General features: G+C 66.4%; 13 protein-coding genes. 4 read left to right on the plus strand and 9 right to left on the minus strand.

Features of this window, described 5'->3' with window-relative positions:
- The first annotated feature begins 31 nt into the window (after positions 1-31).
- Both QMG28_RS00185 and QMG28_RS00190 read left to right on the plus strand, forming a co-directional pair.
- The gene (locus QMG28_RS00185; RefSeq protein ID WP_281840138.1) at positions 32-811 is read left to right on the plus strand and encodes a succinate dehydrogenase iron-sulfur subunit; all 780 of its coding nucleotides are present in this window, start codon (positions 32-34) and stop codon (positions 809-811) included.
- 67 nt (positions 812-878) lie between these two features.
- Positions 879-1,298, plus strand: a complete 420-nt coding sequence (locus QMG28_RS00190; RefSeq protein WP_281840139.1) for a hypothetical protein — start codon at positions 879-881, stop codon at positions 1,296-1,298.
- 4 nt (positions 1,299-1,302) lie between these two features.
- Here QMG28_RS00190 and QMG28_RS00195 read toward each other — a convergent pair whose 3' ends face one another.
- Positions 1,303-3,831, minus strand: coding sequence for an ABC transporter permease (locus tag QMG28_RS00195; RefSeq protein WP_281840140.1), 2,529 nt, complete (start codon positions 3,829-3,831; stop codon positions 1,303-1,305).
- Positions 3,828-4,499, minus strand: coding sequence for an ABC transporter ATP-binding protein (locus QMG28_RS00200; RefSeq protein WP_281840141.1), 672 nt, complete (start codon positions 4,497-4,499; stop codon positions 3,828-3,830). The genes QMG28_RS00195 and QMG28_RS00200 overlap by 4 nt, the downstream gene beginning before the upstream one ends.
- 61 nt (positions 4,500-4,560) lie before the next feature.
- Between QMG28_RS00200 and QMG28_RS00205 the strand changes: the two genes are divergently transcribed.
- A complete protein-coding gene (locus tag QMG28_RS00205) occupies positions 4,561-5,181 on the plus strand; it encodes an arylesterase (protein WP_434784404.1) in 621 nt (206 codons plus the stop codon).
- Between the two features lie 387 nt (positions 5,182-5,568).
- Positions 5,569-5,973, plus strand: a complete 405-nt coding sequence (locus QMG28_RS00210; RefSeq protein ID WP_281840142.1) for a helix-turn-helix transcriptional regulator — start codon at positions 5,569-5,571, stop codon at positions 5,971-5,973.
- Positions 5,974-5,989: 16 nt separating this feature from the next.
- On the opposite strand, the gene ccoS is transcribed toward QMG28_RS00210, so the two are convergent.
- The 7 genes from ccoS to ccoO form a co-directional block, all read right to left on the minus strand.
- Complete coding sequence (ccoS, locus tag QMG28_RS00215) at positions 5,990-6,151, minus strand: cbb3-type cytochrome oxidase assembly protein CcoS (RefSeq protein WP_281840143.1); 162 nt, start codon at positions 6,149-6,151, stop codon at positions 5,990-5,992.
- Complete coding sequence (locus QMG28_RS00220; RefSeq protein WP_281840144.1) at positions 6,148-8,349, minus strand: heavy metal translocating P-type ATPase; 2,202 nt, start codon at positions 8,347-8,349, stop codon at positions 6,148-6,150. Before QMG28_RS00220 ends, ccoS begins: the two co-directional genes overlap by 4 nt.
- 4 nt (positions 8,350-8,353) lie before the next feature.
- Positions 8,354-8,842, minus strand: a complete 489-nt coding sequence (locus QMG28_RS00225) for a FixH family protein (protein WP_281840145.1) — start codon at positions 8,840-8,842, stop codon at positions 8,354-8,356.
- Positions 8,843-8,848: 6 nt separating this feature from the next.
- Positions 8,849-10,279 (minus strand): cytochrome c oxidase accessory protein CcoG, encoded by a 1,431-nt coding sequence (gene ccoG, locus QMG28_RS00230; protein ID WP_281840146.1) that lies wholly within the window; start codon positions 10,277-10,279, stop codon positions 8,849-8,851.
- A 510-nt stretch (positions 10,280-10,789) separates the two neighbouring features.
- Positions 10,790-11,656 (minus strand): cytochrome-c oxidase, cbb3-type subunit III, encoded by an 867-nt coding sequence (gene ccoP, locus QMG28_RS00235; protein ID WP_281840147.1) that lies wholly within the window; start codon positions 11,654-11,656, stop codon positions 10,790-10,792.
- Between the two features lie 29 nt (positions 11,657-11,685).
- The gene (locus tag QMG28_RS00240) at positions 11,686-11,871 is read right to left on the minus strand and encodes a cbb3-type cytochrome c oxidase subunit 3 (RefSeq protein ID WP_281840148.1); all 186 of its coding nucleotides are present in this window, start codon (positions 11,869-11,871) and stop codon (positions 11,686-11,688) included.
- Between the two features lie 10 nt (positions 11,872-11,881).
- Positions 11,882-12,631 (minus strand): cytochrome-c oxidase, cbb3-type subunit II, encoded by a 750-nt coding sequence (ccoO, locus tag QMG28_RS00245; RefSeq protein ID WP_281840149.1) that lies wholly within the window; start codon positions 12,629-12,631, stop codon positions 11,882-11,884.
- Positions 12,632-12,643 lie beyond the last annotated feature (12 nt).

Here is a 12,643-nt window from a genome sequence, read left to right on the forward strand (position 1 = left end):
CCGCCCCGGCACAGGATCGAAAGGTAGCGACATGGTTCAACTGACCCTTCCGAAGAACTCCAAGATCCGCACGGGCAAGACCTGGCCCAAGCCTGATGGCGCCAAGCGCCTCAAGAAGTTTCTGATCTACCGCTTCAACCCGGACGATGGCGAGAACCCCAGGGTCGACACCTATTTCGTCGATCTCGACAGCTGTGGGCCGATGGTTCTGGACGCGCTGATCAAGATCAAGAACGAGATCGACCCCACGCTCACCTTCCGCCGCTCCTGCCGCGAAGGCATCTGCGGCTCCTGTGCGATGAACATCGACGGGCAGAACCACCTTGCCTGCATCTACGGCATCGACGAGGTGCGGGGTGACGTGAAGATCTACCCGCTGCCGCATATGCCGGTGGTGAAGGATCTGGTGCCCGACCTCACCCATTTCTACGCCCAGCACGCCTCGATCAAACCATGGCTGGAAACCAAGTCTTCAGTGCCCGAGAAGGAATGGAAGCAGTCGATCGAAGACCGCAAAAAGCTCGACGGGCTTTATGAATGCGTGATGTGCGCCTCCTGCTCGACCTCCTGCCCGAGCTATTGGTGGAACTCCGACCGCTACCTCGGCCCCGCCACGCTCTTGCATGCCTATCGCTGGATCATCGATTCGCGCGACGAGGCCACCGGCGAGCGGCTCGACGATCTGGAAGATCCGTTCAAGGTCTACCGCTGCCATACGATCATGAACTGCGCCCAGACCTGCCCGAAAGGGCTGAACCCGGCCAAGGCGATTGCCGAGATCAAGAAAATGCATGTGGCGCGCACCCTGTGATCCGCGCTTGACCTGATTGCAAAGCCCGGCAACCCTTGCCGGGCTTTTTCATTTCGCGGGAGGCATCATGGCAGGGTATTCCGGCAAGCCCCTTGCCGACAAGCTCGGGCTGCAGCATGGCCAGCGCGCGGGCTGGGTCGGCCTGCCCGCGTCGCTCAGCGCATTGCCGCTTTCGCGCAGCTTCGCCCGGTCCGATCTCGTCGCCCGCTGCCGCGATCTCGCGCCCGGCCCGTTCGACATGATCCATGTTTTCACCATGAGCCGGGCGATGCTGGAGAGCGACCTCGACACCGCCCTTGGCCGCCTCGCCCGCGACGGGATGATCTGGGTGAGTTGGCCGAAGAAGGCCGCGAAACTGCCCACCGACGTGACGGAAGACGTGGTGCGCGGGCTGGCGCTGGAGGGCCCGCTCGTCGATGTGAAGGTCTGCGCCGTGGATGCGATCTGGTCAGGGCTGAAACTGGTGATCCGCACGGAATTGCGGTAGCGCGCTATTCCCGCGCCCGCAGCACCCCCGCCGGGCTGGCCGAGAGCGGGCGCCAGGCGAAGGCGAGGCCGGCCAGCATGGTCACCGCCACGCCGCCCAGCACGATCAGCAGCGCCGAGCCGGGATCGAAGGCGAACTCGGTTTCCATCACGTAGCGCGAGACGGCCCAGCCGGCGATCCCGCCCGCAAACACCGCCACCAGCCCCGCCGCCGCCCCGAGCGTGGCCGAGCGCAGGGCGAAATTGGCAAGCACGATGGCGCGCGGCGCGCCCAGCGTTTTCAGCACCGCCGCCTCATAAGTGCGCGCACGCTCGCCCGCCGCCGCCGCGCCGATCAGCACCACCGCGCCGGTCACCAGCGTGATCAGCGCGCCATAAGTGATCGCGGCGGCCACCTGCCCCATCAGCCCGGTCACCGCGCCAATGGCATCGCGCACGGAGATCACGGTGATATTTGGCCAGGTCCGCGACAGATCGCGCATCAGGGCCGCCTCCGCATCCTGCCCGGCATAGATGGTGGCGATCCAGCTATGCGGCGCACCGGCCAGCGCCGAAGGGTTCATGGCGATGGTGAAGCCCATCCCCGCATTGGTGAAATCGACGGCGCGGAAGCTCGCCACCGTGCCGGTGATCTCGCGCCCGAGAATGTTCACCCCCATCTCATCGCCGATCCTCAGGCCGATCTCTGCCGCCTCGTTGGCCGAAAAGCTGATCAGCGGCGCACCGGCATAGCCCTCCGGCCACCATTCGCCCTCGGTCAGCGTGGTGCGGTCCGGCAGCGCCTCCGAATAGGTCACCCCCCGGTCGCCGCGCACCACCCAGTGATCGCCCGCCACCTCCTGCGCCGGCTGGCCGTTGATCGTGGTGATGATGCCGCGCAGCATCGGGGCGGTGTCCATCCGGCTGACGCCGGGATCGCCCTCGACACGGGTGCGCAGGGCGTCGATCTGGTCGGGCTGGATATCGACCACGAAGAAGCTCGGCGCGACGCTCGGCAACTCGCGCTGGATCGCGCCGCGCAGGTTGTTGTCGATCTGCCCGACAGCGGCGAGGACCGACAGGCCGAGGCCGAGCGAGAGCACCACCGAGGCCGCATCGTTCCCCGGCCCGCCCACCGAGGCGAGCGCCATGCGCAGGGTGGGCCGGCCGCGCAGCCCGCGCCGCCCGGCGGCCCAGCGGGCAAACCTGCGCACCGCCCAGCCCGCCAGTACCAGGAGCAGGAAGGCGCCGAAGATGCCCCCCGCCGCCGCAAGGGTGATCGTGGGGGTGCCAGAGAACAGCGCGGCCAGGCCGACCAGCGCCGCCAGCAGCAGCACCGTCGCCAGCAGGATTGTCGGGCGCGGCCAGCGGCTGAGCCCGGTGGCCGCGTCGCGGTAGAGCGCGGCCACGCGGATATCCTGTGCCCGGGCCAGCGGCCAGAGTGTGAAAAGCGCCGCCGCCAGCGCGCCGTAAAGCGCGGCCTCGACCAGCGGGCCGGGTTCTGCGCCAAGTTCGACGGGCACCGGCAGCGCGGCCGAGATCATCGGTGCGAAGGCGAGCGGCAACCCGGCCCCAATCACCAGCCCGATCACGATGCCAAGCGCCGTCAGCACACCGATCTGCATCGCGTAGATGGCAAAGATCGTGCCCCGCGCCGCGCCCAGCACCTTGAGCGTGGCGATGGTCTCGGTCTTTTCATCGAGATAGGCACGCACCGCCGCCGAGATGCCCACGCCACCCACCGCCAGCCCGGCGAGGCCGACGAGCACAAGGAAGCGCCCGAGCCGCTCGACCGCATTGCTCACCCCCGGCGTGCCGTTGCGCGCATCGCGCCAGCGCGGGGCGCCTTCGGCCAGCGCCTCCTGCACCCCCGCCTGCACCGCGTCGAGATCGGCGCCCGGTGGCAGTTTCAGCCGGTATTCGGCGTTGAACAGCGTGCCCTCGCGGATCAGCCCCGATGCGGCAAGATCGGCGCTGCGCACCAGCGTGGGCGGGCCGAAACCGAAGCCCGCAGAGGCATTGTCGGGCACCGAGACGAGCGCGGCCATCAGCACGAAATCCTGATCGCCCAGCCTGAACCTGTCGCCCGGCGCAAGTTCCAGCCGGTCAATCAGAAGCGGGCTCATCGCGGCGCCGGGCAGCCCGCCCTGCCCGGCAAAGAGCGTGTCCGTCGCCATCGGCGGGTCGAAGACCGGCGCACCGTAGATCGGCCATGCCCCGTCCACCGCCTTGACCTGAGTGAGCGCGCGGTCGGACCCGTCATCGAGCTGCGCCATCGAGCGGAAGTCGATCACTTCGGTGACGATCTCGGCCACGCTGTCGAGATAGGCGCGTTCGGCATCGGTGGCGCGGCGGTAGGTGTATTCCACCCGCCCGTCGCCGCCGAGCAGCACCGCCCCTTCGCGCGCCAGCCCGGCCTCGATCGAGGCGCGCACGGTGCCCACCGCGGCAATCGCCGCCACGCCGAGGGCGAGGCAGGCCAGGAAGATGCGAAAGCCCTTCAGCCCGCCGCCCAGTTCGCGCCGGGCAATCCGCATGGCGACGCCAAGGCTCATGCCGCGAGCCGCCCATCGACCAGATGCAGCACCCTGTCGCAGCGCTCCGCAAGCTCGGGGGCGTGGGTGACGAGCACCAGCGTCGCGCCGTGCCGGTCGCGCAGGCCGAAGAGCAGATCCATGATCGCCGCGCCGTTGCTGGCGTCGAGATTGCCGGTGGGCTCGTCGGCCAGCAGAATATCGGGCCGGACAACGGCGGCGCGGGCCAGCGCCACGCGCTGCTGCTCGCCGCCCGACATTTCGGACGGGTAGTGATCGAGCCGCCCGCCAAGCCCCACTGCCGCCAGTTCCTCCGCCGCGCGCTCGAAGGCATCCGCAGCGCCTGCCAGTTCCAGCGGGGTTGCGACGTTTTGCAGAGCCGTCATGGTGGGAATGAGGTGGAAAGACTGGAACACCACCCCCATATGATCGCGGCGGAAGCGGGCCAGCGCGTCTTCCCCCATCGTGCCGAGATCGCGGCCAAGCGCGGTGATCCGGCCGCCGGTGGCGCGCTCAAGCCCGCCCATGAGCATGAGGAGTGACGACTTGCCCGAGCCAGACGGCCCCGTAAGCCCCAGCGTTTCGCCGCGCGCCACGTCGAGCGTGATGCCCTTGAGGATCTCCACCCGCCCGGCATTGCCCATCAGTTCCAGCCGCGCCCCGTCGAGCGCCAGGATCGTCTCCGCCATTCCCCGGTCCTTCATCCGTCTCTTCAAGCCATATGGGCCTGTTCGCAATCTATCCAAGGCTTTGTTGATATTCCCTTTCATCACCCTGCCCGCGATGGCCGAGCCGGTGACGCTGCTGGCCTTCGGCGACTCGCTGACCCAGGGTTACGGGCTGGCGCAGAACGAGGGCTTCGTGCCCAGACTGCAGCGCTGGCTCACCGATCATGGCGCTGACGTAAAGGTGATCAACGGCGGCGTCTCGGGCGACACGACGGCGGGCGGCGCGGCGCGGATCGCCTGGTCGCTCACCCCGGAGGTGGATGCGGTGCTGGTGGCCCTTGGCGGCAACGATCTGCTGCGCGGGATCGAGCCCGCGGAGAGCAAGGCCAACCTCGATGCGATCCTGACCGAGATCGAAAGCCGGGGCCTGCCCGCCCTGCTTGTCGGGATGGAAGCCACCGGCAATTTCGGCGACAGCTACAAAACCGCCTTCGACGCGCTCTACCCCGCGCTTGCCGGAGCGCATGGCATCTCTCTCTATCCGCAATTTCTGCAAGCGCTCGTCGATCTGGGCGACCGGCAGGAGGTGCTGCGCGACTACCTGCAGGCCGACGCCACCCACCCCAACCCGGAGGGCGTTGCCCTCATCGTCGAGGCGATGGGTCCGGCCGTGCTCGACCTTGTGGAACAGGCGGAACCCTGACCGCCGAGCGCCCCCCGGCGCCGGTCGCACCTCAACCCTGAGAGGTGCGTGCGACGAAGAGCGGTATCGTTGCGTCAACCGCCTATCCCTATTGATAGGTATGTTCATCGCAAAAACCATGCGAAACCGAACAACTGAGAGTTGGGTGAACGCCATTGGCCGACGCCCCAGAGAGGTTGTAGCGTGGTACAGGTCTTGGTTGCTGCACCGCGAACGATGGCCGGGAAACTGGCCCAGCGTTTGACGGTGGATACGGCAAAGGCGTCGTTTGTCTTCGAACACACTGAACGTGGTGTTCTCGCGCGGCTCGGAGACAGACCGGGCGCCGACATCGTTCTGCTGGATTGGCGGCTCGCCGGCTTGTCCGGCTCCAAGGGTGTCCGGACTGTGCGCCCCCTGCTGCGCCGCCGACGACTCGGCGTTCTTGCCCAGAAACCGACCTTCGAGGAAGCCCGCCGGGCGCTGGTGGCCGGGGCGCAGGGCGTCCTCCCGCTCGATGCCTCGCGCGATCTGATCCTTTCGGGCATCGCGCTGCTCACCGCCAACCAGCGCTTCATCCTGTTCGACACGCCGGTGGTGCTCGATACCAACGAGGGGGCCGAAACGCTGTCGGAGCGTGAATTGCAGGTGCTACGGGGGATCTGCGATGGCCTCCAGAACAAGGAAATCGCTCACAGCTTCCAGGTGCAGGAGGTGACGGTGAAGATGCATGTGCGCGCGATCATCCGAAAGCTCAGCGCGCGCAACCGCACCCATGCAGCAATGATCGCGCGGGATCTGGGGATCGTCTGAGCGGCGCGGTCGGGCGCTAATCTTCCGGCGGCGCGTCGTCCCACTCGCCAGACAGGATCCGATGCGCATCGCCCTCGGGATCGTCATATTGGTGCGATTTGAGCGACCAGAAGAACGCCGCGAGGCCAAGCCCCCCCAGAAACAGCGAAATCGGGATCAGGTAGACGAGAACGCTCATTTCGGGCCTCTCAGACGCAATGCGTTGAGCGAGACCGTAATCGAAGAGAACGACATCGCCAAGGCGGCCGCGAGCGGGGTGGCGAGGCCGACCAGCGCAATCGGGATCGCGATCGCGTTATAGGCAGCAGCGATGCCGAAGTTTTCCTTGATCCGTTTGGTGGCCGAGCGCGAGAGCCGCACGGCGCCGCCGATCGGCGCGAGCGAGCGGCCCAGCAGCACGATATCGGACACCACGCGCGTGGCTTCCAGCGCCGTGGCGGGCGAGATCGACACATGGGCGGCGGCGAGCGCGGCGGTATCGTTCAGCCCGTCGCCCACCATCAGCACCTTGCGCCCGTCTTCCGCAAACGCCTCGACGGCGCGCACCTTGTCTTCCGGCAGCATCCCCGCCCGGTAATCCTCGATCCCGAGGCGGAAGGCCACATCACGCACCGCGGCGGGCGCATCGCCCGAGATCAGCGTCACCCCCATGCCCTGCGCCTTCAGCGCGGCCACCGCTTCGGCGGCGCCGTCGCGCAGATTGTCGGTGAAGGTGAAGGCCACTGCCGGGCGCTTGCCGATCTTCAGATAGGTGGCCGTGCGGTCGAGCGCCTTCGCGCCCAGCCATTCGGCCCGGCCCAGCCGCACCTCCTGCCCCTGCCAGAGCGCCTCGATGCCATGGCCGGGGATCTCTTTCACATCGGTGATCCGGGCGGCGCGGATACCCTCGGCCAGAGCCGTGGTGGCAATGGCGCGGGCCAACGGATGCGACGACCCCTGCGCCATGGCCAGCGCCACGGCCAGATCGTCGGCGCTGTGATCACCCAGATTGTCGAGCTGCGGATTGCCCTCGGTGAGCGTGCCGGTCTTGTCGAAGACCACATGATCCACCTGCGCCAGCCGCTCGGTGGCGGTGGCGGATTTGAGCAGCATCCCCTGCCGGAACAGCTTGCCGGAAGCGGCGGTGGTCACCGCCGGCACCGCAAGGCCGAGCGCGCAGGGGCAGGTGATGATCAGCACCGCCACGGCGATATTGAGCGACAGGCGTACATCGCCGCCGGAGATCCACAGCCATGCCAGAAAGGCGAAGAGCGCGAGCAAATGCACCACGGGGGCATAGACCTGCGCGGCCTTGTCGGCGAGCGAGGTGTATTTGTTGCGGCTGGTCTCGGCCAGCGCCACGAGATCGGCCATCCGGTGCAGCGAGGTATCCTTGCCCGCCGCCGCCACGCGCATGGTGAGCGGGCCGGTCAGGTTCACCTCGCCGGCGCTGAGCATCTCGCCCGGCCCGGCAAAGACGGGCAGGCTCTCGCCCGTCAGCAGCGAGCGGTCGATCTCGCTCTCGCCCTCTTCCACCATGCCGTCCACCGGCACACGGGCGCCGGGCACGACACGCACGAGGTCGCCCACGGCGATCTCGGCCACCGAAACGACCTCCTCGCCGCCATCCGCCAGCACCCGGTGGGCGCGCGGCACTTCCAGCGCCGCCAGTTCCTCCGCCGCCGAGCGCGCCACGGCGCGGGTGCGGTGATCGAGGTAGCGGCCCGCGAGCAGGAAGAACGTGAGCGACAGAGCCGCGTCGAAATAGGCGTGCCGCCCCGACATGGCCGTTTCATACAGCGACATGCCCGCCGCCAGCAGGATCGCCAGCGAGATCGGCACATCCATGTTGAGCCGGGCAACCCGCAGCGCGGCCCAGGCATTCTTGAAGAAGGGTTGGGCCGAGAAGGCGATGATCGGCAGAGAGATCGCCGCCGAGACCCAGTGGAACAGATCGCGGGTGGCATCCGTCGCGCCGGACCAGACGGCCACCGAGAGGAGCATGACGTTCATCATACCGAACCCGGCCACGCCGACGCGCATCAGGATATCGCGCGAGCTCTTGTCGGTGGCGGTGGTGGTCAGCGCGCCCGAGTCGAGCTCATAGGCTTCGTAGCCGATGGAGGTGAGATAATCGGCCAGCTCCTGCGGCTCGACATCCGGGTCGGCCTCGACCGTCGCGCGTTTTAGGGTCAGGTTCACCCGCGCCGAGCGGACGCCGGGCAAATCTCCCAGACCGTGCTCCACCCCGACGATGCAGGCCGCGCAATGGGCCGTGGGCAGGCTGAGCATGATCCGCCTGGCTTCCTGCCCGTTGCCGCGATAGCCCTTGCCCGCCGTATCTTCGGCGATATGCGCGGCGTCGCAGGCCGGACATGCGGAAACCGGGGCGGCCATGGCCTTACTCCTCGGAGATGATCAACTCGATGCGCTGCTTGAACGTCACGCCGTTGGCGGCGGTGGCGAAGAAGCGCAACTCCCACTTTCCCGCATCCAGCGGCGTAATGGAAGCGACATGAACGCCCCGGTCGTTCCGGGTGAAGGTCAGCACCTGATCGTCGGTGCGCTGGGTGGCGCGGCCGATGGTGCCCTCGATCGCCTCGACCCGGGCCGGCTGGCCGTTCGGGCCGATGATGGTGAGCGCCACCGCGTCTTCACCCTCGAATGCGGCGCTTACGTCCCAGCCCAGCGCTTCCTGCGCGGCGCGGTCGGCATCGAAGCTCTGCGAGGCGACGTAGGAATTGTCGACCTCCAGCCCCGGAAAGGTGCCGACGGCCGAATAGGCCATGAAGATGTTGACCCCGATGATCAGCGCGAAAGCCCCCGCGAATATCGCGAAGACCTTGCGCCCGGTCAGCGGCTTGCCGCCATCGGTCGTTTGTTCAGCCATGAGTCCTCACTGCCCCGTTCCGTTGAATACCGTATCGCGTGACGCGCGGTCGCCGCTCTCGCCATCGGCGACCCAGATCCTCAGCGGGGTCCGGTCATCGCGGGCCGCGTCCGAGCCAGCCGGGGCGGTCACGTATACACGCACCTTTTCTTCGGTGTCGGCCGGCACTTCAATCATGGTTCCGTCACCGCCCTGAACCTCGACATCGAACCCCGTCTCCGCCTCGCCGACCGTGATGTAATAGGGCCGGGAATTGCCGTGGGTGTTGCGAATGCCAAGCTCATAGGTATTGCGGATCGCCCCGTCGGCCATGGTCACATAGACCGGGTTGCGCTCCGGGCGCAGGGTGATCGTCAGATCGGGGCGAACAAAGAGACCCACCACCAGGGCAACGCCGAATGCCGCCCAGAGCACGAAGTACAGCATCGTGCGCGGGCGGAAGATATGCTTGGTGATGTGGGTCACCGGCCTGCCGGCGGCGCGCTCCTCTGGCTCGTCCTTCAGAGCGAGATAGGCGATCAGGCCACGCGGCTTGCCGACCTTGTCCATCATGTCGTCGCATGCGTCGATGCAGAGGCCGCAGGTGATGCAGGCGAGCTGCTGGCCGTCGCGGATGTCGATCCCCATCGGGCAGACGTTGAAGCAGGCGTTACAGTCGATGCAATCGCCCAGCCCCTCGCGGTTCTTGCCCTTGCCGCGCGGCTCGCCGCGCCATTCGCGATAGCCGATGGTGATCGTGTCTTCATCCATCATCGCCGCCTGAATGCGCGGCCAGGGGCAGGCATAGATACAGATCTGCTCGCGGGCGAAACCGCCGAAGCCGAAGGTGGTGGCGGTCAGCACAAGGATGGTGCCATAGGCCACCATCGGCGCCTGGAAGGTCAGAAGCTGCATCAGCAGCATCGGCGCATCGGTGAAATAGAACACCCAGGCCCCGCCCGTCGCCACCGCGATCAGCAGCCAGAGCACCCATTTGGTGAGGCGCTTGCGAACCTTCTCGCCGTTCCACTTCTGCTTCCACAGTCGCAGGCGCGCGTTGCGGTCGCCCTCGACCCAGCGTTCGACCAGCACGAAGAGGTCGGTCCAGACGGTCTGCGGGCAGGCATAGCCGCACCAGACCCGGCCCAGGGCCGACGTGAATAAAAAGAGGCCGAGCCCCGCCATGATCAAGAGCCCCGCGACGAAGTAGAACTCGTGCGGCCAGATCTCGATCCAGAAGAAGAAAAAGCGGCGCCCGGCCAAGTCGACCAGTACGGCCTGGTCAGGGAGATTGGGACCCCGGTCCCAACGGATCCACGGGGTCAGATAGTAGATGCCCAGGGCGATCCCCATGATCCACCACTTCAACGAGCGGAACATGCCTTTCACGCGGCGCGGAAAAACCGGCTCGCGGGCGGCATAGAGCTGCTCGGGAGTTTCGGGGGTGTCAGAGGCCATGGCGGAATCCGATCCTGGTTTTGGCGTTAAAATTGGTTGTATGGGTCGGCCTTACCCCCCACTTTGACATGGATCAACCGGTCTGACTGCCGCTGCGGCTGGCCCGCATCTGCGGCGGATTTCGGGGTAAATCCCTGTTTTGCCCTGATTTTAAACCCAAATCTCCGATATAACTTAAATGTGACCGCCAGATCGGGCGCGAGAGGGCTTGCGCCTGCGACATTCTGCCTCGACATTGGGCGTGCCGATCCCGGGGATAGCGAACAGGCGGATCGGGTGTCTTCCAAGTACCCGCGAGTCGCCGCCTGCCGTCCGGCAGGCGGCGCACCGCGATTTCGCGCCCGCATTCGCACCCGTGCGATCCGCCACGGCAGACATGGAAAAGGGCCGGGGATATCCCCGGCCCTTTCCTGTTAGGTGGCACCGACCCCGGAGAAACGCGCGAACAGGATCAGGGGTCGGTGCCGTGTCCGGGGAGTGAGGCCCCGGAACTCTGTGACCTGGCCGGCGTTACTCGCCGCCGCCCAGTTGGTGTACGTATGCGGCGACGGCATTGATTTTGGCGTCGTCGAAGTTTTCGTTCATGCCCCAGGCCGGCATCACGCCGTAGGGGCCGACACGCACCGACTGCTCGACCTGCTCCGGCGAGGAGCCGAAGAGCCAGATCGCGTCGGTGAGGTTCGGTGCGCCCTGCGCCCGGTCGCCGGTGCCGTCTTCCATGTGGCACGAGGCGCAGTTGTCTTCGAACACCACGGCGCCTTCCGCCACGTCGCCATGCTCGTTTTCGAGACCGGCGAGCGAGCGGACATAGGCCACCACATTGGTGATCTCGTCATCCGTCAGGTAATCGTCGCCAAAGGCCGGCATTTCCGAGAAGCGCGCATTGTCTTCGTCTTCGGTGTTGCGGACGCCGTGGCGGATGGTGAAGGCGATCTCTTCGATGTCGCCGCCCCAGAGCCAGTCGTTATCGAGCAGGTTCGGGTAGCCGACGGCCCCCGCGGCACCCGAGCCGTGGCACTGCGAGCAGTAGGTCGCAAAGGTCGCGCGGCCCGACTGGATCGCGTAGTTGTAGACATCCGGGTTGTCGGCCAGCGTGGTCAGGTCGGCCGAGGCGAGCTGCGCCTCGACTTCGCCGTTCATCGCCTCGAACGTCTCGATATCCGCCGCCACGTTGGCGCGGGTGGAGAAGCCGAGCAGGCCCGGGGTCGCCGACTTGACCAGCGGCCAGGCCGGGTAGGCGATCGAGTAGCCGATGCCCCAGATGATGGTTGCGTAGAAAATCCAGACCCACCAGCGCGGCAGCGGATTGTTGTACTCCTCAATGCCATCCCACTCGTGACCAGTGGTATTGACCTTGTTGTGATCGTCTTTGCTCAAAGCCGGTCCTCCTTGATTGAGCGCCGGGATTACTCCCGGTCACCGGCAGGTTTGTCTTCGTGGCGGAAGGGGATGTTGGCCGTGTCTTCGTGGATCTTACGGCTGCCCGGGCGGAACGCCCAGACAACCACGCCGACGAAGAACACGAACATGGCAAGGAGCACCCAGCTGTCCGCGAATGCACGGAAGATCGAATAGATGTCCTGACCTTGCATCATCCCCTCCTTAACGGCTTGCGACGGGTTCGAAGGTCGAGAAATCGACCATCGTGCCGAGCACCTGCAGATACGCGATCAGCGCATCCATTTCGGTGACTTCGGGCTGCCCGTCGAAGTTGCGCGTCTGCGCCCCCGGATACCGCTCAAGCAGGGCATCGCCATCCGCGTCATCGAAGATGTCCGCGAAGGGGTCTACCTGGCTGACGAAGTCGATCTTCGCCAGTTCGATCTGCTCGTCGGTGTAGGGAACGCCCACGAACCGGTTGGTCGCCATGACCTCATCAATGTAGGTGCTCTCGGCCGAGATCACGTTGTCCATGAGGAAGGCGTATTTCGGCATCACCGATTCCGGCACCACGGATTGCGGGTCCATCATGTGGTCGACATGCCACTCGTCGGAGTAGCGGCCGCCCACGCGGGCGAGGTCCGGCCCCGTCCGCTTGGACCCCCACTGGAACGGGTGGTCGTACATCGACTCCGCTGCCAATGAGTAATGCCCGTAGCGTTCCACCTCGTCGCGCATCGGCCGGATCATCTGCGAGTGGCAGACATAGCAGCCCTCGCGGATGTAGATATTCCGGCCCGCGAGTTCGAGCGGGGAGTAGGGGCGCACGCCCTCCACTTCCTCGATCGTGTTCTCAAGGTAGAACAGCGGTGCGATTTCGACGATGCCGCCGACGGTCACAACCAGGAGCGAGAAGATCAGCAGAAGCGTTGCGTTCTTCTCAAGGATGACGTGTTTGTCGATAAGTGCCATCTGTCCGGCCCT

It is taken from the genome of Sinisalibacter aestuarii (genome assembly GCF_027923545.1).
In the GTDB taxonomy this organism is placed as follows: domain Bacteria; phylum Pseudomonadota; class Alphaproteobacteria; order Rhodobacterales; family Rhodobacteraceae; genus Sinisalibacter; species Sinisalibacter aestuarii.

Excerpts from the sequence above, each read along its gene's own strand:
- QMG28_RS00200 (WP_281840141.1), bottom strand. The coding sequence starts at position 4,499 with ATGGCGGAGACGATCCTGGCGCTCGACGGGGCGCGGCTGGAACTGATG.
- ccoG (WP_281840146.1), bottom strand. The coding sequence starts at position 10,279 with ATGGCCTCTGACACCCCCGAAACTCCCGAGCAGCTCTATGCCGCCCGC.
- ccoO (WP_281840149.1), bottom strand. The coding sequence starts at position 12,631 with ATGGCACTTATCGACAAACACGTCATCCTTGAGAAGAACGCAACGCTT.
- QMG28_RS00240 (WP_281840148.1), bottom strand. The coding sequence starts at position 11,871 with ATGCAAGGTCAGGACATCTATTCGATCTTCCGTGCATTCGCGGACAGC.
- QMG28_RS00190 (WP_281840139.1), top strand. The coding sequence starts at position 879 with ATGGCAGGGTATTCCGGCAAGCCCCTTGCCGACAAGCTCGGGCTGCAG.
- QMG28_RS00195 (WP_281840140.1), bottom strand. The coding sequence starts at position 3,831 with ATGAGCCTTGGCGTCGCCATGCGGATTGCCCGGCGCGAACTGGGCGGC.
- ccoS (WP_281840143.1), bottom strand. The coding sequence starts at position 6,151 with ATGAGCGTTCTCGTCTACCTGATCCCGATTTCGCTGTTTCTGGGGGGG.
- QMG28_RS00185 (WP_281840138.1), top strand. The coding sequence starts at position 32 with ATGGTTCAACTGACCCTTCCGAAGAACTCCAAGATCCGCACGGGCAAG.
- QMG28_RS00220 (WP_281840144.1), bottom strand. The coding sequence starts at position 8,349 with ATGGCCGCCCCGGTTTCCGCATGTCCGGCCTGCGACGCCGCGCATATC.
- QMG28_RS00225 (WP_281840145.1), bottom strand. The coding sequence starts at position 8,842 with ATGGCTGAACAAACGACCGATGGCGGCAAGCCGCTGACCGGGCGCAAG.